Origin of the sequence: Ferrimonas sp. (genome assembly GCF_048263965.1) — a bacterium.
Lineage (GTDB): Bacteria > Pseudomonadota > Gammaproteobacteria > Enterobacterales > Shewanellaceae > Ferrimonas.
Genome location: NZ_JBLXDO010000012.1, coordinates 1 through 20,041 on the forward strand (window position 1 = coordinate 1; position 20,041 = coordinate 20,041).

At 59.2% G+C, this 20,041-nt stretch carries 17 protein-coding genes; 7 read left to right on the forward strand and 10 right to left on the reverse strand.

What is annotated here, in order from left to right:
• The coding region (locus ACN0RV_RS11805; protein ID WP_417347794.1) for a twin-arginine translocation signal domain-containing protein at positions 1-185 on the reverse strand (185 nt) is incomplete at its 3' end.
• A gap of 272 nt (positions 186-457) precedes the next feature.
• Here ACN0RV_RS11805 and ACN0RV_RS11810 point away from each other — a divergent pair.
• Positions 458-1,384: a LysR family transcriptional regulator gene (locus ACN0RV_RS11810; protein WP_417347795.1), complete on the forward strand. Its 927-nt coding sequence runs from the start codon at positions 458-460 to the stop codon at positions 1,382-1,384.
• Positions 1,385-1,406: 22 nt separating this feature from the next.
• On the opposite strand, the gene ACN0RV_RS11815 is transcribed toward ACN0RV_RS11810, so the two are convergent.
• The 3 genes from ACN0RV_RS11815 to ACN0RV_RS11825 form a co-directional block, all read right to left on the reverse strand.
• Positions 1,407-2,045 carry a hypothetical protein gene (locus ACN0RV_RS11815; protein ID WP_417347796.1) on the reverse strand — a complete coding sequence of 213 codons (639 nt, stop codon included), beginning with the start codon at positions 2,043-2,045 and terminating at the stop codon, positions 1,407-1,409.
• Between the two features lie 131 nt (positions 2,046-2,176).
• Positions 2,177-3,157: an MDR family oxidoreductase gene (locus tag ACN0RV_RS11820; RefSeq protein WP_417347797.1), complete on the reverse strand. Its 981-nt coding sequence runs from the start codon at positions 3,155-3,157 to the stop codon at positions 2,177-2,179.
• Between the two features lie 488 nt (positions 3,158-3,645).
• The gene (locus ACN0RV_RS11825; protein WP_417347798.1) at positions 3,646-5,478 is read right to left on the reverse strand and encodes a DUF885 domain-containing protein; all 1,833 of its coding nucleotides are present in this window, start codon (positions 5,476-5,478) and stop codon (positions 3,646-3,648) included.
• 311 nt (positions 5,479-5,789) lie between these two features.
• On the opposite strand from ACN0RV_RS11825, the gene ACN0RV_RS11830 reads away from it, so the two are divergent.
• From ACN0RV_RS11830 to ACN0RV_RS11840, 3 genes are read left to right on the forward strand one after another with little or no spacing between them, the layout of a single operon-like run.
• Positions 5,790-7,016 carry an efflux RND transporter periplasmic adaptor subunit gene (locus tag ACN0RV_RS11830; protein ID WP_417347799.1) on the forward strand — a complete coding sequence of 409 codons (1,227 nt, stop codon included), beginning with the start codon at positions 5,790-5,792 and terminating at the stop codon, positions 7,014-7,016.
• Entirely contained in the window at positions 7,016-10,156 is a 3,141-nt protein-coding gene (locus ACN0RV_RS11835) for an efflux RND transporter permease subunit (RefSeq protein WP_417347800.1), read from the forward strand. The genes ACN0RV_RS11830 and ACN0RV_RS11835 overlap by 1 nt, the downstream gene beginning before the upstream one ends.
• On the forward strand, positions 10,153-11,553 hold the full coding sequence (locus ACN0RV_RS11840) for an efflux transporter outer membrane subunit (RefSeq protein ID WP_417347801.1): 1,401 nt from the start codon (positions 10,153-10,155) through the stop codon (positions 11,551-11,553). The genes ACN0RV_RS11835 and ACN0RV_RS11840 overlap by 4 nt, the downstream gene beginning before the upstream one ends.
• Here ACN0RV_RS11840 and ACN0RV_RS11845 read toward each other — a convergent pair.
• The 3 genes from ACN0RV_RS11845 to ACN0RV_RS11855 all read right to left on the reverse strand — a co-directional run bounded on the left by ACN0RV_RS11845 (position 11,541) and on the right by ACN0RV_RS11855 (position 14,275).
• A complete protein-coding gene (locus ACN0RV_RS11845; protein WP_417347802.1) occupies positions 11,541-12,752 on the reverse strand; it encodes an MFS transporter in 1,212 nt (403 codons plus the stop codon). The genes ACN0RV_RS11840 and ACN0RV_RS11845 overlap by 13 nt on opposite strands.
• 22 nt (positions 12,753-12,774) lie before the next feature.
• The gene (locus tag ACN0RV_RS11850; RefSeq protein WP_417347803.1) at positions 12,775-12,954 is read right to left on the reverse strand and encodes a hypothetical protein; all 180 of its coding nucleotides are present in this window, start codon (positions 12,952-12,954) and stop codon (positions 12,775-12,777) included.
• A gap of 199 nt (positions 12,955-13,153) precedes the next feature.
• Positions 13,154-14,275 carry an endonuclease/exonuclease/phosphatase family protein gene (locus ACN0RV_RS11855; RefSeq protein WP_417347804.1) on the reverse strand — a complete coding sequence of 374 codons (1,122 nt, stop codon included), beginning with the start codon at positions 14,273-14,275 and terminating at the stop codon, positions 13,154-13,156.
• Between the two features lie 148 nt (positions 14,276-14,423).
• Between ACN0RV_RS11855 and ACN0RV_RS11860 the strand changes: the two genes are divergently transcribed.
• Complete coding sequence (locus tag ACN0RV_RS11860) at positions 14,424-16,019, forward strand: ABC-F family ATPase (protein WP_417347805.1); 1,596 nt, start codon at positions 14,424-14,426, stop codon at positions 16,017-16,019.
• Positions 16,020-16,107: 88 nt separating this feature from the next.
• Here the strand turns inward: ACN0RV_RS11860 and ACN0RV_RS11865 are convergent, their stop codons facing one another.
• Together ACN0RV_RS11865 and ACN0RV_RS11870 are read right to left on the reverse strand one after the other, a co-directional pair.
• Complete coding sequence (locus ACN0RV_RS11865; RefSeq protein WP_417347806.1) at positions 16,108-16,569, reverse strand: glycine zipper family protein; 462 nt, start codon at positions 16,567-16,569, stop codon at positions 16,108-16,110.
• Positions 16,570-16,792: 223 nt separating this feature from the next.
• Entirely contained in the window at positions 16,793-17,722 is a 930-nt protein-coding gene (locus ACN0RV_RS11870; RefSeq protein ID WP_417347807.1) for a LysR family transcriptional regulator, read from the reverse strand.
• Positions 17,723-17,806: 84 nt separating this feature from the next.
• Between ACN0RV_RS11870 and ACN0RV_RS11875 the strand changes: the two genes are divergently transcribed.
• Both ACN0RV_RS11875 and ACN0RV_RS11880 read left to right on the forward strand, forming a co-directional pair.
• A complete protein-coding gene (locus ACN0RV_RS11875; RefSeq protein WP_417347808.1) occupies positions 17,807-18,250 on the forward strand; it encodes a PACE efflux transporter in 444 nt (147 codons plus the stop codon).
• Positions 18,251-18,732: 482 nt separating this feature from the next.
• Entirely contained in the window at positions 18,733-19,344 is a 612-nt protein-coding gene (locus tag ACN0RV_RS11880) for a chromophore lyase CpcT/CpeT (RefSeq protein ID WP_417347809.1), read from the forward strand.
• 47 nt (positions 19,345-19,391) lie between these two features.
• Here ACN0RV_RS11880 and ACN0RV_RS11885 read toward each other — a convergent pair whose 3' ends face one another.
• Positions 19,392-20,009, reverse strand: a complete 618-nt coding sequence (locus tag ACN0RV_RS11885; RefSeq protein WP_417347810.1) for a response regulator transcription factor — start codon at positions 20,007-20,009, stop codon at positions 19,392-19,394.
• Between the last annotated feature and the right edge of the window lie 32 nt (positions 20,010-20,041).

The following is a 20,041-nucleotide window of genomic DNA, read 5'->3' on the forward strand; positions in this document are numbered from 1 at the left end:
GCTGCTTCGATGCCTGCGGCCAGACCGGCGAAGCCGGAGCCGATAATGGCGATTTCTACAGTCTCGTCCCACTTCACACCTTTGGCGTTGACAGAGGCCGCCATGGCAGGCGCTGCCATTACTGCACCCGCTGCACCCAGCCCTTTAATGAAGTTACGGCGTCCTAGCAGATTAACTTTACTCATCTGGTTCTCACCCTTGTTTGGTTATCTCGGGGCCAGTGTAAAAGTGGAACCAGTTCCAAAACGGGAGGATCTGTTATTTCTTACTAAAAGAGTTTGAACCTTTTGAAAAATAGAGAGACCAATCAAATTTATAAAGAGAATATATATATTCCATCCTCTTTTGGAACCCATTCCAAACTAAATTTCAGCTCATGTTTTTCCCCTTGAAAAGAATCATTACTTTCTTTCCCCTGATATTGTGTCGTCAACAACAGCCAAAATAACGGAAGACAATGGAACTAGAAGAGTTGTACCGGCGCGACCTCAGTCTGCTTGTCGCCCTTCAGGTACTGATAGAGGAGGGCAGCGTGACCCAGGCCGCCAAACGTCTGCACCTGAGCCAGTCTGCCACCAGCCGGGTGCTGGCCAGGTTAAGAGAGATGCTGGGGGATCCGCTGTTTACCCGGGTAGGAACCCGACTGCAGCCCACTCAGTTCGCCCTGGATTGCCAGCAGAAGTTGCAGGCGCCCATCGCTGAGCTGAGTCATCTGCTCTCCCCCAGGGTATTCGACCCGGCGCAGTGCCAACAGACCTTCACCATTGCGGTAACCGACTTTGCCCTGCAGGCTCTGATGCCCGCCATCCTGGAACGGCTCTACACCGAGGCGCCAGATGTGAACCTGGAAGTGCTGCCGGTACAACACAGGGATCTGAAAACCCAGCTGGGCAGTGAAGGGGTGGACCTGGCCATCTGCCGGGCGCCAGGAAAGAGCGCCCCTCTGATGAGCCGCAATTTGGGGCTGGTTGGCCTACGGGCCGTGGTGGCCAAAGAACACCCTCTGGCCGATGCCCTTCTCGAGCCGGATCATTTCAGAGAATACCCGTCCGCCGTAGTGGCAGTGAGTGACGGCGTGAAAGCTCTGATGGACGATGCCATGGCGGGCCTGAGCGACCACCGGATGCTGCTGCGTACCCCAAGTCTGGGCAATGCCCTGGTGCTGCTCAAACATCAGCCACTGCTGCTGACCCTGCCCTCTGGGCTGGCCGAACAGGCGGGGGTGCAGCATGATCTGGTGGTGAAGCCCCTGCCCTTCCCCCTGCCTCCCATCGACTACCACCTGTTCTGGCACTCCCGCACCGGTGAGGACCCGGCCCAGCGCTGGCTCAGAGAGTTGATCACCGATGCCACCTCTCCCCTGCTGGATGGCCAGCTGAGCTGATCTCCCATGCACCCTCCCGCTATCAGCGAGAGGGGCCGCTCCCCGGCTGGGTCATCATCATCAGAAAACCGCAAAACGCCGCGTTACTGGATTGAAGAGATGGGGATACCATCTGTTTCATCGCCAGTATCTGTTTTCGATAATTGAGATAAAACTCGTAAGTCGGAGCAGGCTTATATTCCAACCCCTTGAGATCAAAGTAACGGATGACCCCTTTCGCTGTGGTGGGCTTAACAAACACCTCTTCATCGGGGGCGTAATAACAGGGCAATATGGTCATCAGCGACCATTTGGCCAATTTAGCGGGCCTGAGCAGGTCCAGCATGATATTAAACCCATACTCCTTGTCCCCGTGCAGCATATCCCGTAGCGCCAGGGCATAACTCTCACGCTCCTGATGGGTCATCCCCTTCACCCAATCCCTTAGCCTGGGTTTTTCGAACACAGACACCATGGAAGAGCGGGTTATGGTCTTGACCATATTCTCTGCCACCAATTGAGGTTGAGCGAAACATTCCGGGGCGAAGAACTCCTGGGATTGTTTTACCCGAAGGGCCATCTGGTGCTTTTTCCCCAGCTTCACCAGTTCAGGCTCCGCAAACCCGTCCGGATACACCGATAGAAACTCACTCTCCACAGCTTTTAATCTCTGCTTGTTCACCGAAGTCTCCTCCCTGTTCACTGGCTTTACTCTATACCATTCAGAGCACGGAAGGCCTGGTGAGGCCCGACAATCAGGCATAAAAAATCCGCCCCAGGGGGCGGATCACGATCTCTGGACGGAGATCAAAATCAGAGGGTAATGATCACTCGACCGGTTACCTGACCACGCACAATCTTATGGGCGTAATCGGCTACCTGTCCCAGGCCAATGCTGTGGCAAGCCTGCTCGTAGAAAGACTCAGGCAGAATATCCAGGGCCTTCTTCCACGCAGCCAGTCGCTGATCATAGGGGCAGGCCACGGAGTCCACCCCCTGAAGACGCACATTGCGCAGGATGAATGGCATCACTGTGGTAGGCAACAGATGACCACCAGCCAGACCGCAGATTGCGGCGGTGCCGCCGTAATTTACCTGAGACAGGGCATGAGCCAGTACCTGACTGCCCACGGTGTCCACGACACCGGCCCAACGCTGGCGCTCCAGCGGGCGGGCCTGAACTTCCAGCTCACTGCGCTCAATAATCTCTTCGGCACCCAACTGACGCAGCAGCTTGGCGTTCTCTTCGACGCGACCGGTGGAAGCCACCACTTTGTAACCCAGCTGTGCCAGCAGGGTCACGGCCACAGAGCCCACGCCGCCACTGGCACCGGTCACCAGCACTTCGCCGTCTTCAGGCTTCACACCACCATCCAGCAGGGCCTGAACACAGAGCATGGCGGTCAGGCCGGCGGTACCGATCATCATCGCCTTGTTGGCGTCGCAGTTGGCAGGCATGGGTACCAGCCAGTCCGCCTTCACGCGCGCACGCTCCGCCATGCCGCCCCAATGGCGTTCACCCACCCCCCAGCCAGTCAAAATGACCTGATCACCCGCTTTGTAACGCTCGTCACTGGACTCGATGACCCGACCAGCAAAATCGATACCCGGCACCATGGGGAAATCCCGAATGATTTTGCCGGTGCCAGTCACAGCCAGACCATCTTTGTAATTAAGAGAAGACGCTTCCACCTCGACCAGTACATCACCTTCAGGCAGATCGCTCTCCTGTAGCTGTTGAATCTGGGCTTTGGTGGTTTTCTCCTCCTGGGTCAGGACAAGCGCATTAAACATAGTGGGATTCCTTTGAGAAATAAGATCGCTTAAGACGATGTTTGGATAAGCTTAAGACAGATATAGGTGCAAAAAAACTGAATTCACTGCATATCTCCCATGCATATAACGCCAATCTTTCAGGTCGTGATCCCGATAGCAATGGGACTTTAGCCACAGAGACATTGCTCACGGATTGAACCACATTCCATAACGCCAACTCACTCACAAATCATAGTCACCCAAGTTGAATCTGATTTTTTTCGTACAGTTTCCGACCAGGCTCTCACTTTTTGTCCCCGGCCAGCGAGCATAGATGACAAGCGTAAGCCGCACCCTGTCTGGAAATTACACATCGCAAATAAATGACATAGCCACAGGATCACCACAACAACCGTAATATCAGGTTGAAACTTTTATCGGTTAATCACGCATTGCGGCACCCTGAGCAGGTTAAGCTTCACTCAAGCCGAGTAAGGTCTGAGCCGCTGCTCGGCCGAGTTGCCAGTTCAGTTCACCGCCAGCGACCGTTCCCGGGCAATGTAGTCATTCACCAGGCGATCGAGAATGTCCAGCGGCAGGGCGCCATTACGAAGTACCACATCGTGGAACGCCGCCAGATTAAACTGCTCGCCCAGGGCCTGCTGAGCCCGATGGCGCAGCTCCAGAATCTTCATCATCCCCACCTTGTAGGCGGTGGCCTGACCGGGCATCACGATGTATCGCTCCACCTCGGCGATGACATCAGACTCTGCCATGCCGGTGTTGGCCAGCATGTAGTCAATCGCCTGCTCCCGGGTCCAGCGCTTGGCGTGCAGACCGGTGTCCACCACCAGACGCACGGCGCGGAACAGTTCGGCCTGCAGCCTGCCCAGGTTATCCAGAGGTTGCTGCTGAAAGCCCATCTCCCAGGCCAGTTGCTCAGCATAGAGGGCCCAACCCTCGACATAGGCGGTAAAGGGGGAGACACGGCGGAAAAAGGGCAGCCCCTCCAACTCCATGGCGATAGCGATCTGGAAGTGATGACCGGGAATTCCCTCATGGTAGGCCAGAGTGCGCATGGAGTAGGTGGGAGTGGCCTTGATGTCGTAGAGATTGGCGTAGAAACGCCCGGGACGACTGCCATCCAGGGCGGGCTGCTCATAGTAGGCACCCGGTGATGTCTTCTCCTTAAACGCCGGAATCCGCTTAACTTCCATCCCCACCGCAGGACGAAGGTTGAATGCCTGGGCTATGCCGGCATCGATCTCATCCAGGATGCGTTGATAGTCTTCCAGGATCTGCTGACGCCCCTGGTCAGTATCCTGGTAGTAGAAGCGAGAGTCGGAGGAGAGGGCTTCCATGGCCGCAGCAAAACCAGCCTGAGTATCGACCCCCTCAGCGGCCAGTATCGCCATCATTCGCGACTGAATGCGATCCACCTCAGACAGGCCCAGGTTATGAATCTCACCGGCACTGTAATCTGTGGTGGTAAACAGCCTCAGCGCCGCCTCATAGGCTTGCTCGCCCTGGGGGAGGCACCACAATCCAGCGTCCTCTCCCGCCTTGCCGTGCAACTGCTCGAAGTAGGCGATAAAGCCGTGGTAAGCCGGGTACACCCGATGTTCAATTCGCTCCTCGGCCCCCGCCAGCAAGCCCTGTTTCTCCTCCTGTGGCAGCCCATCCACCTTGTCCAGCTTCTCGGCCAGGGAGGTGTAGAGGATGTTCTGTGTCACCGGGGTATTCACGAAGCCGCGCATCTCCGCCAAAACCCGGTCAATCACGAAACGGGGGGGAATGATCCCCTTCTCCTCCCGCAGCTTCAGCCCCTCCAGGTACTGGAGAAACTTACGCTCCACCTGCTCCAAACGGGCCAGGTAGTGCTCCGCATCGCCACTGCTGGTCACCTGATGCTTTGACTGCATAAAGCTGGGGAAGGCGCTCTGCACCCCAAACATCTGGTTTACCGGGTAGTTGTGATGACGGAACGTCTTGGCTTCATCCATGAAGTTCAGTAGATAGAGTGCCACCTCCTTGGAAAGGCGGTCCTCATCGCTCAGATCAGCATCTTCGTAGGTCATCAGCACCCGCCGGGCATCCAGGAGGGTATTCAGTTGCTCATCGCTGTGCTCGGGGCTGGTATCATCCAGCCTGGCGTTATGCCCCTTGATACCGACGGACTCGAGAAAGCCCAGGGAGGTGAGGGTTTCCGGGCTGTCAAAGGCCATCTTTACCAGGGTACGGTCAACGAAGTTACGGAATAAGAAAGGTTTCTCGGCATACCACTCATGGGCGGCAAAGGCCCCGCCCAACAGAGTTATCGACAGCAGACCGATCCCGGCCCGCTTCAGCATTTTTTTCATGTCATCATCCCTGAACTGAACCAAGTTTATGCTCAGTCTGCAAGCTATCAGGCCAGAAGGCTCGCTACAATTTGTTTACGTTTCAAAATACTACAGAGTGTCATTAACCAAATCGGTCGCAAAATAGGACGCTGGTAAGCGAGCGGGACCCGCACGACGGACAAACTTGCGAGAGAAGCTGGGTCGAGACTTTAGACGGAATACAGGAATATCCATTGAAATAATAAGTGCTTAAGCTCTAGTATGAGGGTTACATTCTCGCCAGCGACTTTGGCTGGCGACACTCCAAAAAAAGACAGTTGCAGGATGCAATGATGGCTACTCGCTTCCCCCTTTCGCTGACGCTGCTCGCTCTCGCCGCTCTGACCCTGTCCGGCTGCCAGAAACCCCAGGTCACCATCGAACCCAAGCTGGTGGTCGTGGAGGAGGTGCAAACCGCCACGGTGCCCCTCTACGGCAACTATGTGGGGGTCACCCGGGCCTCGCTGGATGTGGAAGTACGAGCTCGAATCAACGGCTTCGTGGAGGAGCGCATCTTCGTCGAGGGCAGTGCCGTTAAGGCGGGAGACCCGCTCTATCAGATCGATGACAAGCCCTACCTGGCGGTGGTTAACCGACTCAAGGCCAAACTGGCGTCCCAGCGCAGCATCTTGGAGAAGGCCCAGCGTGACGCCGACCGGCTGCGCCCCCTCTATGAGCAGGACGCCGCCAGCCAACTGGACTACGACAACGCCCTCTCCGCTTTGTCCCAGGCTAAATCCAACCTGGCCGCCTCCAAGGCGGAGCTGGAAGAAGCCGAGCTGGAGCTGAGCTACACCAAGATCCAGGCTCCCATCGATGGTCTGGTGAGTCGCTCCGAGGTGGACATCGGTGCCCTGGTGGGCAGCCAGGGACAGTCGCTGCTGACCCGGGTGCGCCAGGTGGACCCCATCTACGTCAACTTCAACATGTCGGCCCTGGACTACCTCAACGCCCGGCGGCGCATCGTCAGTGAGCGGGCTAAGCGGGAAGCGGAAACCGAAGGCAAGACCGTCGAAGGCTTCGTGCGCATCACCCTGCCGGACAACAGCGAATACCGCTATTGGGGGGACGTCAGCTTTACCGACCCCTCGGTCAACCCGGACACCGGCACCTTCGAGGTTCGGGCGGTACTGCCCAACCCGGACCGGGAACTGCTCCCCGGCCAGTACACCAACGCCCGCATCAAGCTCTCGGAACTGGAGAACGCCATCGTCATTCCCCAGAAAGCCACCCGGGTGGACCAGGGGGGCGTCTACGTGATGGTGGTGTTGCCGGACAACAAGGTAGAGCGTCGCTTTATCGTCATCGAACATCAGGGTGAGGAGGGCGTGGTGGTCAAGAGTGGCCTGCGCGCCGGCGAGCTGGTGATCATCGAGGGGATGCATAGGGTACAGCACGGTCAGTTGGCCGAGCCCCTGACCGCCGAGGAGTACCAGTCCAGGGAGGATGCCAAGGAGAAAGCCCAGGCCCTGGAGCAGCAGCAGATTGAGCAGCAACAGGCACAGGAGCAGGAGTGATGGCCCAGTTCTTCGTCAATCGTCCGGTCTTTGCCAGCGTCATCTCCATCGTCATCGTCCTGCTGGGACTGGTGGCCATGTTCCAGCTGCCCATCGATCAATACCCCTACATCACCCCGCCCCAGGTAAAGATCTCCGCATCCTACCCGGGCGCCACCTCGGTGACCGCCGCCGAGTCAGTGGCCACCCCGCTGGAGCAGGAGGTCAACGGGGTGCCCAACATGATCTACATGAGCTCCAAGAGCACCAACTCTGGCAGCACCAACGTCACCATCACCTTCGATGTGGGCACCAGCCCGGACCTGGCGGCGGTGGATGTGCAGAACGCCACCCAACAGGCGTTCGGCAGCCTGCCCATCGATGTGCAGACCGAAGGGGTGTCGGTCTCCAAGGAAGCCTCGGTGGAGCTGCTGAAGCTGGCGCTGACCTCTGACGATGAACGCTTCGATGAGATCTACCTGAGTAACTACGCCACCATCAACATCACCTCGGCACTGAAACGGATCCCTGGGGTGGGCCGCACCCGTAACACCGGCTCGCGCAGCTACTCCATGCGCATCTGGCTCAAGCCGGACATGATGGCCGGCTACGGCCTGACCACTTCAGACGTGATTGGCGCCATCAAGGCGCAGAACAAAGAGAGCCCTGCGGGCACCATAGGCACTCAGCCCAACAGCGACCAGCTGTCACTGACCCTGCCCATCACCGCCGCCGGCCGCCTCTCCAATGTGCAACAGTTCAACGAGATCATTGTCCGCGCCGACGCCGATGGCTCACTGATCCGCCTGCGCGACATCGCCCGCATCGAGCTGGGTTCCTCCGCCTACACCCTGCAATCCCAGCTCAACGGCGCCAACGCCACCATCGTCCAGGTCTACCTGCTGCCCGGGGCCAACGCCCTGGAGGTGACCCGCAAGGTGAAGGAGACCATGGCGGAGCTGGCCACCAAGTTCCCCGCCGGAGTGGAGTGGCAGGTGTTCTATGACGCCTCGGAGTTTATCGAGGACTCCATCTCCGAGGTGGTCAAGACCCTGGTCGAGGCGCTGATCCTGGTGGTGGCCGTAGTCTATCTGTTCCTGCAGAACTGGCGCGCCACCCTGATCCCCGCCATCGCCGTACCCGTGTCCCTGATAGGCACCCTGGCAGCGATGCTGGCCTTTGGCTTTACCATCAACACCGTCAGCCTGCTGGCCCTGGTGCTGGCCATCGGCATCGTGGTGGATGACGCCATTGTGGTGGTGGAAAACGTCGAACGACTGATGAAGGAGAAGGGGCTGAGTGCCTCGGCGGCCACCAAAGTCGCCATGAAGGAGCTCTCCGGTGCCCTGGTGGCCACCAGTCTGGTACTGGCGGCGGTGTTTGTTCCCGTCTCTTTCCTGGCTGGGATCACCGGCATCATGTACCGGGAGTTCGCCGTGGCCATTACCGTGTCGGTGCTGCTCTCCACCCTGGTGGCCCTGACCCTGAGCCCAGCCCTGTGTGCCATCCTGCTCACCGCCGAAGAGAGCAAACCCAACGCTCTGTTCCGCTGGATAAACCGGGTACTGGACTCCGCCACCAACCGCTACGTCTCCCTGGTGGGGCTGACCCAGTCTCACGCCAAGCGCAGCTACCTGGCCTTCGCCATCATGGTGGGCGGGGTGTACCTGATCATGAACCAGCTGCCCGCCAGCTTCATGCCGGACGAGGATCAGGGGCGCTTCTTCATCGACATGACCCTGCCCGACGGCTCCACGGTCAACCGCACCCAGGAGGTGCTGAAGAAGGCTGAGCAATACGTGATGGCCCATCCGGCGGTGGCCTACTCCTTTACCCTGGCGGGGGAGAACCGCCGCTCCGGCTCCAACCAGGCCAACGGCCAGTTTGAGGTGATCCTCACGCCCTGGGAGCAGCGCAAAGGCGAGGGGTACACGGTCAAGAAGGTGATGCATCAACTGCAGAAGGATCTGCACCAGGTGCTGGAGGCGGAGTTCAGCCTCTACCTGCCCTCGGCGGTGCCGGGACTCGGCAACGGCTCCGGGGTGGAGATGGAGTTGCAGGACACCTCGGGCACCAACTTCGAGGGACTGATTGAGAACGCCAAGGAGCTGGTGGAGCAGCTCAAACGCCAGCCGGAAGTGTCCCGGGCCGGGCTCTCCCTGCAATCGGCCATTCCGCAGTTGAAACTGTCGGTGGATGAGGCCAAGGCGATGGCCATCGGCGTCACCGTGTCCGACATCTACAGCACCATCAAGACCTTCACCGACTCCTCCACGGTCAACGACTTCAACCTGTTTGGCCGGGTGTACCGGGTGAAGATCCAGGCGGAGCAGGAGTACCGCCAGTTCCCGGACCAGATAAAGGACTTCTATGTGCGCTCCAGCAGTGGCGCCATGGTGCCCATCGGCGTGCTGGCCGAATATGACTACAGCGTGGGGCCGGCGTCGGTCACCCACTACAACATGTTCTCCAGCGCTTCCATCAACGTCACCCCGGCACCGGGCTATGCCACCGGTGATGTGATCAAGGCTATCGAGCGGGTTGCCAAGCCCCTGCTGCCCAACACCTTCCGCTACGAGTGGAGCGGCCTGACCTACCAGGAGGTGCAATCCGCCAACCAGACCGCCGTCGCCGTCACCCTGGCCCTGGTGTTCGTGTTCCTGTTCCTGGCCGCCCTCTATGAGAGCTGGACCATCCCGGTGGCGGTGCTGCTGATCGCCCCGGTGGCCATGCTGGGGGCGGCGTCTGCCACCATGGTCAGTGGCATGGAGAGCAATCTGTTCTTCCAAATCGCCTTTATCGCCCTCATCGGCATGGCCGCCAAGAACTCCATCCTGATCGTCGAGTTTGCCAACCAGCTGCATCAGCAGGGGCGTTCCCGGGTTGAGGCTGCCCTGGAAGCGGCGGCATTGCGTTTCCGCCCCATCCTGATGACCTCCATGGCCTTCATACTTGGGGTGCTGCCACTGGTGCTCTCCACCGGCCCTGGCGCGGTCAGCCGTCAGTCTATCGCCATCCCCATTCTCGGCGGGATGATTCTGGCCACCAGCATCGGCATCGTGCTGGTGCCCCTGTTCTTTGTCACCTGCGCCGGATGGCTGAGATCCCGCAACAGGCCGCCAACGCCTGAGCAGGTACAGACAGAGGAGGCACGCCCATGAGACTGCTGCCCCTGACTCTCGCCCTGGCCCTCAGCGGCTGTGCCGTCGGCCCCGACTATCAGCGCCCGGAGCTGCCGCTGCCGGAGCACTTCGACGCGACACCTGGCGTTGGCGCCCACCTGGGCACCCTGCCCTGGCGCCAGTTCTTCCTCGATCCACAGCTGCAACAACTGATAGACCAGGCGCTGAAGGACAACCTCAGCCTGGAGATCACCCGCTCCAGGCTTCAGGCAGCCCGGGAACAGACCACGGTCACCGACGCCGCCCTCTACCCTGAGCTCAGCCTCGGCCTGTCCGCCGAGCGGGAGAGCGACAGCGGACTGACCAGCAGCGATCCGGAGATCGCCGACACCTTTAACCTGGACGGCATGGTGAGCTGGGAGGTGGATCTCTGGGGCGCCAACCGCCGCCGCAGTGACGCCAGTTACGCCCAGTTGCTCAGCAGCAAACAGCAATTGAACCTGACCACCCTGAGCCTGGTGAGCGACGTGGCCAGCCGCTACTACGAGTGGCTGGACATCGAGCAGCGCTACCGCATCTCCAAAGACACCGCCAGAGTCAGATTGGAGGAGTTGAAGCTGGCGCGGTTAAGGAAAGAGAACGGGGTGATCTCCGGACTGGAGGTGCGTCAGGCTGAGGTGGAGTATCAGTCCGCCCGAACCACCCTGCCCGCTTTGGACTTTGATCGCCACCAGAAGCAGAATCAGCTGAAGCTACTGCTGGGCAGCTACCAGCTGGAGACCCAGTATCAGATGCCACAAGGGCTGTCCGCCCTGGGGATCACCGACGTGCTGGCCATCGGGGTACCGTCGGACATGCTCAGCCAGCGACCCGATGTGGCGGTGGCCGAGCAGCAGCTGATCGCCGCCAACGCCTCTCTCGGAGTAGCGGAAGCGGCCCTGTTGCCCAGCTTCACCATCAGCGGCAGCTATGGCATCGAGAGCGAAAATTTGGGAGACATTCTCGACAGTGAAGGGGTGACCTGGAGTCTGCTTGGTGGCCTCACCCAGCCCCTGTTCAATTCAGGCAAACTCAATGCCCAGAAACGCATCGCCGCCGAAGAGCTAAGGCAAGCGGAGCTGGCCTACCGGGAAACGGTGCTGACCGCCTACACCGAGGTGAGTGATGCCCTGGCCAGTGTCCGCCGCGCTCAGAGCGCCATGGAAGCGCAGCAGGAGCTGGTCAACGCCTCACAGGAGTATGTCCGTCTGGCCAGGCTCAGGTACCTGAACGGGGTGGCCACCTCACTGGATCTGCTGGACGCCCAGCGTCAGCTGTTCAGCGCCCAGCTGGCCCTGAGCCAGCTGCAAAGGGACCAATTGCTGGCCCACATCAACCTCTACCGCGCCCTGGGGGGCGGCCTGGCCGCCGCCCCGGAGCCCACTCAGGCGGGCTGAGGCTGCAGCCTGGTGACAGGCCGGGCGTCGATGGGCAGGTGCAGCAGGGCGGCCGCAAAGGCCAGCACCACGGTGCTCCACCAGATGGGTTCATAGGTGCCGTAGTGGTCGTAGATGCAACCACCGGCCCAGGCCCCCAGGAAACTGCCCACCTGGTGGGTAAAGAACACCAGCCCATAGAGGGTGGAGAGGTAACGGGCACCGAAAATCTGCCTGACCAGGCCTGAAGTCAGCGGCACGGTGCCCAGCCAGCAGAAACCGATGGCGGCACCGAACAGCGAGGCGGTGGCATCGGTGACTGGCAGGGTCACGAAGGCGGCAATCACCACGGTGCGCGCCAGGTAAAGAGCGGTCATCACGTAGCGCTTATCGAAGTGATCCCCCATCAGGCCCCAGAAGTAGGAGCCGAAGATGTTAAAAATCCCCACATAGGCCAGTGCCAGGGCAGCCACCTGGGCCGACAACCCCTTGTCCGCCAGGTAGCTGGGCAGATGGGTGGCGATGAACATCACGTGAAAGCCGCAGACGAAAAACCCCGCATGGATAAACCAGTAACCGCGATGGCGAAACGCCTCTTTCAGGGCCTGTTTCAGGGTCTGGCTGTCCTGGGGTTCGGCCACAGCAGAACCCTCCCCAGAGGCTGGCTTGATGAAGGAGGCAAAGGCCACCATCAGGGTGCAGGCCACGGCGAACAGCTCCATGGTGACCCGCCAGTCGAAGTGGGTCAGCAACGCTTGGGCGCCGGGGATCACCGCAAACATGCCGAAGGAGCCTGCCGCCGTCGTCAGGCCAAACGCCTTGGCCGCGTGCTCGGCGGGCACCGCCCGGGCCACCGCCCCCAGGATGATCACATAGCTGGTGGCACTGAGTCCCAGGCCCACCAGCCCCCCCAGGGAGACATAGAGCCAGTCGGGCTGGGTGGTCAGGGCGGTCAGCAACAAGCCCGAGCCATACGCGATGGCGCCCGCCACAATGATGCGGCTGGGGCCGAATCGGTCTGCCGCCATCCCCACAAAGGGCTGAAAAGCGCCAAACAACAGGTTCTGCAGGGCGATGGCGAAGGAGAAGAACTCCCGGCCAGTGCCAAAATCCATCACCATCGGAGAGAGGAAGATGCCGAATGACTGGCGAATGCCCAGGCTGATGATCAGCACGCCGATGCCCATCCACACCAACAGGGGGAAACGGAAAATACTCATGGTGACTCTACTCCGGCAATGCTCAGTGGTTGTGGTGGTGGTTGGCGTGATGGCCGCTGCCACCGGTGGAGTGGCACCCTGACCCCATCGCCTGACTGGCAAACGCCTCCAGCAGGGGATCGCACCGGTTTACCACAATCAGCACCAGGACCAGCACCAGTGCCATCCGCACTAGCTGCATCAGCAGGGATTGAGAGCCCACAACACCACCTCGACCAAAAAAGTGGGCAAATTCTACGCCTCGGCGCAGGGCGGGGCCATAGGGGAAAGGGGTGAAGATTATGCAACTTAATTATGCATCAGACGCATGGTTGCGATGGTGTTAATGCATAAGTAACAACGAGTTACCTATCTAACTGAATTTGTTAAAGAGAAGGCTTGGGCCAACAGCTGGGGGCGCCTCACTCCAGGCGCAGATCCAGCCACACCAGCCGGTGGTCCGAAGACGCCCCGCGGCCTTTGACCAGATAGGCAAGTTCACTGGCGGACTCAGGCCAGAACACACCGCCGTTCACCACATCGATGCCCGCCCTGGAGGGCAACAGGTAATCCACCCTGGCGCGCCAATCGGCGGTATGACTATGGCCCTGAGGGTTATCCGGTGAGTGCTGGGCGCCCCCCAGGCTGGTGGGCTGCAGATCGCTGTTGATCGAAGGGTGGGTCAGCAGCTGCTCGATGGCCCCGGGCAGAGAGCGTCCCTCAACCGGCGAGGCGTTATAGTCGCCGGCAATGACAAAGGCCGCCTGCTGCGCCAGCCCGCCACTGAGGCCCTGGTCATCCTGCAGATAACCGCTTCGATTGGGGTCCACATAATCTGCCCACAACCGAATCTCATCGAAGTTGCGGGCAGCATTGCGCCGCTCCGGCCCGTCAAACACCGGCGGTGTCGGATGGGCTGCCAGCAGGTGCAGTCGCCTTCCCTTCACCTGGATCGGCAGGTCCCAATGACTCTTGGAGGAGAGCCTGAGCTGGCGCCAGGTCTGCTCGTCATAGAAGGGGGAGCCATCCGGGTGCATGGGCGCCAGGGCGCCTGGCATCTGGTGCCATGGGAATAATCGGAAGCTGCGCACCGAATGGGTGTCGATGGGAAAACGGGACAGCACCAACATGCCGTACTGCCCCGGATAGTGACCAAAACCCCAGGCGTCGCCGCCGGTTCCCGAGGCGGTGCCGTCCCCGTCGATGTCCAGGGGGCTGGGCTCACCGCTGTTCACCGGCGCAGTGTAATAGTGGCGGAAGTGGATGGGCCGCTGACCATTTTGCGACACCGACAGGTAGCGGCGCTGAAACGCCAATGCCCCGCGGCGGGGATCCTTGATGTAATCAAACTCATTGAGCAGCAGGATGTCGGGCCGCACCCGCTGAATGATCTCGGCAATGTTACGGATCTGGCGATGACGACCGGTGCGCAGCCGCTTCTCCAACGCCCTGGGATCAACGGCCGCCTCCCGGTGGCGGTAGTTATCCGCCTCCATGCTGACATTGAAAGTCGCCACCCTCAGGGTGGGGGTCTTAGCGCTCATAGGGTGGTTTGGCCTGCCGGGAGAAAACCCAATGGTAACAAAGTGCTGGTAAAACGATACAGCCAGAGAGGTGCAGAAAACTTGCACAATCCCCATGGGACGGGTAACCTGCGGCGTTTTTTTAATTTTTCACTGGGAAAGCAGCGCCTTGATCATCGCCTCCAACATCACCATGCAGTTCGGGGACAAACCCCTTTTCGAAGACATCAGCGCCAAGTTTGGCGGCGGTAACCGCTTTGGCCTGATCGGCGCCAACGGTGCCGGTAAGTCCACCTTTATGAAGATCCTCTCCGGCGAGCTGGAGCCATCCGCCGGCAACGTCAGCCTGGAAGCCAACACCCGCATGGCCAAGCTGGGCCAGGATCAGTGGGCCTTCGAAGAGTACACGGTAATCGACACGGTGATCATGGGCCACCAGGAGATGTGGAAGGTGAAAGCCGAGCGCGATCGCATCTACAGCCTGCCTGAGATGAGCGAAGAGGAGGGGATGCTGGTTGCCGACCTCGAGGTTCAGTTTGCCGAGATGGATGGCTACAGCGCCGAAGCCCGTGCCGGTGAACTGCTGCTGGGTCTGGGCATTCCCGAGGACCAGCACTTTGGCCTGATGAGCGCCGTTGCCCCCGGCCTGAAGGTACGAGTACTGCTGGCCCAGGTGCTGTTCGCCGACCCCGACATCATGCTGCTGGACGAACCCACCAACAACCTGGACATCCACACCATCCACTGGCTGGAGGAGGTGCTCAACGGGCGCAACTGCACCATGATCATCATCTCCCACGACCGTCACTTCCTGAACTCGGTGTGCACCCACATGGCGGACATCGACTATGGTGAGCTGCGCATGTACCACGGCAACTACGACGAGTACATGACCGCCGCCGAGCAGGCCCGTGAGCGGATGCTGGCAGACAACGCCAAGAAGAAGGCGCAGATCGCCGAGCTGCAGAGCTTCGTCAGCCGCTTCTCCGCCAACGCTTCTAAGGCGCGCCAGGCCACCTCCCGAGCCAAGCAGATCGACAAGATCCAGCTGCAGGAGGTGAAAGCCTCCAGCCGCCAATCTCCCTTCATCCGTTTCGAACAGGAGAAGAAACTGTTCCGTAACGCCCTTGAGGTGGAGAAGCTGTCCCAGGGCTTTGATGACGGCCTGCTGTTTAACAACCTGGAGCTGCGGGTGGAAGTAGGCGAGCGCATCGCCATCATCGGTGAAAACGGCATCGGCAAGTCGACCCTGCTCAACACCCTGGTGGGCCGCATGGAACCCAAATCCGGCACCGTGAAGTGGTCTGAAAACCACAACATCGGCTACTACGCCCAGGAGCATGCCGCCGACTTCGATACCGACCTGAACCTGTTCGACTGGATGGGACAATGGGCCACCGAAGGCGCCGACGAGCAGACCATCCGCTCCTTCCTGGGCCGGATGCTGTTCTCTCAGAACGAAATCAAGAAATCCACCCGCGTCATCTCAGGGGGGGAGCAGGGGCGGATGCTGTTCGGCAAGCTGATGATGCAAAAGCCCAACATCCTGGTGATGGATGAGCCCACCAACCACATGGATATGGAGTCCATCGAGGCGCTCAATCTGGCCCTGGAGAATTACGCAGGCACCCTGCTGTTCGTCTCCCACGATCGCCAGTTTGTCTCCTCCGTGGCCACCCGCATCATCGAACTGAAGGCGGACGGCATCACCGACTTCCACGGCACCTACGATGAGTACCTGCGCAGCCAGGGCGTCGAAGGCTAAAGACAGCTGCCCGGGACGCCTTGTCCCGGGCAACCCTACCCACCCACTTCGAGCATCGGCCTCAGATCCGACGAATGGCGTACCCGCACTATTTTATGGTGTAACTCCGCCCCTCCATGCAAGCCTTGAATGCCCGCTCATACTGGGCCATCTGCCCCTGTTTCTCTGCCTGTTTATCGGCCTGAGCCTGCTGATTGGCGGCTTCAGCCCTGCGTTTCTTGGCACCGCCTCGCATCACGCCCACCGCAGCGCCGATGGCCGCGCCTTCTCCGGTATCACCCGCAATAGCACCAACAGCAGCCCCCGCAGCAGCCCCGCCCAAAGCCCCCCGGGCCCTTTCACCACCCGTTTCCGCCTTGGCCGGAGCCGGCTCACTCGCCAGTTTAACCGGGTCCACGCCGGTGTTGTCGGTCGCCCAAGCCTGGCACTCCATGGTGTCTTGCTTCTGTTGTTCACCACTCTGACCAGCCGCCGGATAGATAATGTAATCCTCAGCAAGACCACCGGCAGAGGGAAGGGTCAATATCAAGACCAAAACGATGCGTTTCATGATCAGCTCCAAAAATAACCAACGCAATGAACAATGATAGCAACCCACTGAATCTGTCCTGAACCTCTATCACATGGGTGTGCTAGGGCATATCGGCCCTCGGCCGACACCCTTCCTGCAAAAGAAAGCCGCACCACACCACAAATTAAAGCATTGATTTATTGTGATTTTGCACCATGACATACGTCATCTTCCTTACCCCAAAAGCCGATATCCATATCTGTCAATTGGCAGCGGCACATCCTGGCTGACGGGCAGAACAATCCCTCCCCGAGTCGACCAATAGCCCTTGAAGCGCCTGCTTCAGCCAGTTCAGGCCCGGGCCACTTTCCGCTCCCGGGCGGGTCACCAGATCCACAGGCACCTGCCACGCCTGAGTATCAAACTCCGGCTCAAGGGGCAAAAGCCGGGAGCCAAACACCGGGTCCTGGGTCAGGTGCTGCGGAATATAGCCCCAGCCGAAGCCACGACTGGCCAGCTCGGCCACCATATAAAAGTTATTGGTGCTCCAGGTATTTGGACTGATGGCGGGAAAATCCACCATCAGGCTGCCGCCGGTGCCCCCGACCAGGATCTGCCGATGCAGACTCAACTTATCCAGAGTCAGAGGCTTCTCTGCAACCAGGGAGTGGGAGGGAGACACCACGGCCACAAAGGGGAGACTGCCGATATAGTTGGCATTGAGCTCTGTCGGATAGGGGATCTGGGAAAACATCAGCCCCAGGTGCGCCCGGCCACTGCCAACCAGCTCGACCACATCCGGGCTGACCGCCGTGAGAAACTCCAGTGAGGTTGAAGGGAAGCGCTCACTGAAACAGGCCAGCACAGACTCAAGACCCGGCATCATCAAGACTTCATCCAGGGCGATCACCAGCTGGCTCTCCTCCCCCAGGCTCAGGCTTTGGGCACTGCTTTGAAGCCGCTGATGATGCAGCATCAGCATCTGTGCCTGCTCAAACAGAGCCTGCCCCTGCTCGGTCAGCACCGGCGAGCGACCGCTGCGATCAAACAGGGTGAGGTTCAGGTCTATCTCCAGGTTGGCAATCCCCTGGCTGACCACAGATTGCGCCTTACCCAGCTTACGCGCTGCCGCAGAGAAAGAGCCCTGCTCCACCGCAGCGATAAACATGCGTAACTGCTCCAAGGTATACATATCTACAAAACCGATAGCTTATAACTTTTACCTATCATAATAAAAAATAGAATAGGCGCCATAGCCCAATTTCAGGAGCCCCATATGTCTACCAAAGAACGCATTCTCCACACCCTGCTGTTCGAAGCCTTCGCCCTGGCGATCATCGTCGGCCTGGTGCCGCTGTTTATGCAGGTGCAAACCCACACCATCGCTGGCATCTCCATCGCCATGTCACTGATTGCCATGGGGTGGAACTACGCCTACAACCTGATGTTCGACAAGATGTTCGGAGAGGATCGTAACGGCCGCTCTGCCCTGGTACGCCTGGGCCATGGGCTGGGTTTTGAGCTGGGCCTGCTGCCCCTGACCCTGCCGGTGCTGATGTGGTCACTGTCCAAAAGCCTGTGGGAAGTGCTGCTGCTGGATATCGGCTTTATCCTGTTCTTCCTGGTCTACGCCATCGTCTTCAACTGGGGTTACGATAAGACCCGCGCCGCCTTGATGACCCGAAACATCAACTGCGAAGCTGCTAAAGAAGCAAGTTAAGCGAAAGCGCCCCGTCCAAGCTCCCAGTTTTGCCGCTCAGCGTGAGCGGCATCACCCCACCCCGAAGCCAGTCAGAATGCGCCTCACAAGAACAGAAAATGACCAATTTTGGCCATTTTCTTTTGTTACTATCCAGTTGTCGTTGCCTGTTTCCAACGATTATGGGTGTCTCTATTGGACCAGGAGTTTTAAGCCTGAACCCATCGAATGACTCTCCCAGGGGCTAATGGAAGTCAGTGAGCCTGATGCCCCGGCATTTTGCCGACCACCATCCTATGTCGTAGGCCAACTTATCATCCACAGGCCGACCGCATACACCGGCAATCCCTTGTTGCTCCAAGCACAGGGGATTTTCTTTTTCTAACCACCGGGTTCTGTGCGCTAAAACTCAAAATTGCATCCAGGGCTCCTCGGCCCCTCTGCAAATTGTCGCATTTATGCAACAATCCTCTTTCATTCCGAAGCGACTCTGTTGGATGGCTATGAGGCTACTGACTTTACTGTTTCTGCTGATTCACCTGATTCAACCCGTCCAGGCCATCGAAGCCAAAGAGCAGTTGGCACAATGGATGACAGGCAGTTACAGCAGCGAGACCCAGTCAAAGGAGCTTCGCAACTACTTCAACCTCAAGCTGCATATCGTCCCCATCTGGACGGAGCGCAGCGACGGCCCCTGGCTCTACTCGGAACACGCCTCCTCCAAAAGACCCGACCGCCCCTTCCGTCAACGGGTGTTGCGTCTTGAACCTACCCCTTCCGGAGTTCTGGTTCACCTGTATGAGTTGCCCACCCCCAAGCACTTCGTCGGTGCCTGGCACTCAAAAGCGCCACTGAAATCGGTTTCCCCGGAGCAACTGCTGCCCAGGCCCGGCTGCAATGTAGCGCTGGTCTATGACCCCAATACTTTAGGCTACAAGGGACGCACCGATTCAGGCACCTGCACCAACCGCATGTATGGCGCCAGCTATGCCCAGACCGATCTGGAGATCTACCCAGATCGCATCATCCGCTGGACCAAGGGGTACGATGACAAGGGACAACAGCTGTGGGGCGCCGCCCAGGGTGGCTACCGGTTCGAAAAGAAAGTCTATTGAAAACGGACACCGCCCCAAAGGGCGGTGTTTTGTACAATTTTTGCTGACTACGACATCTGATCCAAAGAACCCAGCAGGGAGGAGTACTTCAACAGGCCGGCCATATTGCTGGCATGGAGCTTCTTCATCACGTTGGAACGGTGCACTTCGATGGTGCGCACCGACACAAACAGGGTGTCCGCCATCTGCTTGTTGGTGTAACCGTTGATCACCAGGCGGAACACCTGCTGCTCACGCTCGGTAAGATCCTGGAGTAGGGCCAGTTGAGTCAGGTCATGGTGCAGTTTATTGCTGTGGGTCAGTCCGCGCTTTACTGCCTCGAACAGCTCTTTGCCCTGAACCGGCTTTTGGAAGAAATCGAAAGCACCGTTTTTCAGCGCTTCCACCGCCATGGGCACATCCCCATGGCCAGTAAGGAAGATCACCGCCAATGGGCTGTTGGCCTCATTCAACTTCTGATGCAGCTCCTGACCGGTCAGTTCAGGCATGCGGCTGTCGAGGATGACGCACCCGGGTTGACTGAGGTCCACCGCCTCCAGAAAGGCACCACCACCGCTGAAGGCATTGACCTTCAGGCCGTAGCCCTCCATCAGGAAGGTCAGTGAGTCGAGAATCGCCTCATCGTCGTCCACCAGATAGACCATCTCTCCCTGGCTCTGGGTCATACTCTTTCCTCGAATTAGTCTTTTCTCATAGA

What these genes read in the sequence shown, in the direction of transcription:
- ACN0RV_RS11810 (WP_417347795.1), top strand. Translation starts at nt 458, where the DNA reads ATGGAACTAGAAGAGTTGTACCGGCGCGACCTCAGTCTGCTTGTCGCC.
- ACN0RV_RS11865 (WP_417347806.1), bottom strand. Translation starts at nt 16,569, where the DNA reads ATGAAACGCATCGTTTTGGTCTTGATATTGACCCTTCCCTCTGCCGGT.
- ACN0RV_RS11840 (WP_417347801.1), top strand. Translation starts at nt 10,153, where the DNA reads ATGAGACTGCTGCCCCTGACTCTCGCCCTGGCCCTCAGCGGCTGTGCC.
- ACN0RV_RS11855 (WP_417347804.1), bottom strand. Translation starts at nt 14,275, where the DNA reads ATGAGCGCTAAGACCCCCACCCTGAGGGTGGCGACTTTCAATGTCAGC.
- ACN0RV_RS11870 (WP_417347807.1), bottom strand. Translation starts at nt 17,722, where the DNA reads ATGTATACCTTGGAGCAGTTACGCATGTTTATCGCTGCGGTGGAGCAG.
- ACN0RV_RS11885 (WP_417347810.1), bottom strand. Translation starts at nt 20,009, where the DNA reads ATGACCCAGAGCCAGGGAGAGATGGTCTATCTGGTGGACGACGATGAG.
- ACN0RV_RS11875 (WP_417347808.1), top strand. Translation starts at nt 17,807, where the DNA reads ATGTCTACCAAAGAACGCATTCTCCACACCCTGCTGTTCGAAGCCTTC.
- ACN0RV_RS11845 (WP_417347802.1), bottom strand. Translation starts at nt 12,752, where the DNA reads ATGAGTATTTTCCGTTTCCCCCTGTTGGTGTGGATGGGCATCGGCGTG.
- ACN0RV_RS11830 (WP_417347799.1), top strand. Translation starts at nt 5,790, where the DNA reads ATGATGGCTACTCGCTTCCCCCTTTCGCTGACGCTGCTCGCTCTCGCC.
- ACN0RV_RS11835 (WP_417347800.1), top strand. Translation starts at nt 7,016, where the DNA reads ATGGCCCAGTTCTTCGTCAATCGTCCGGTCTTTGCCAGCGTCATCTCC.
- ACN0RV_RS11820 (WP_417347797.1), bottom strand. Translation starts at nt 3,157, where the DNA reads ATGTTTAATGCGCTTGTCCTGACCCAGGAGGAGAAAACCACCAAAGCC.
- ACN0RV_RS11825 (WP_417347798.1), bottom strand. Translation starts at nt 5,478, where the DNA reads ATGAAAAAAATGCTGAAGCGGGCCGGGATCGGTCTGCTGTCGATAACT.
- ACN0RV_RS11880 (WP_417347809.1), top strand. Translation starts at nt 18,733, where the DNA reads ATGAGGCTACTGACTTTACTGTTTCTGCTGATTCACCTGATTCAACCC.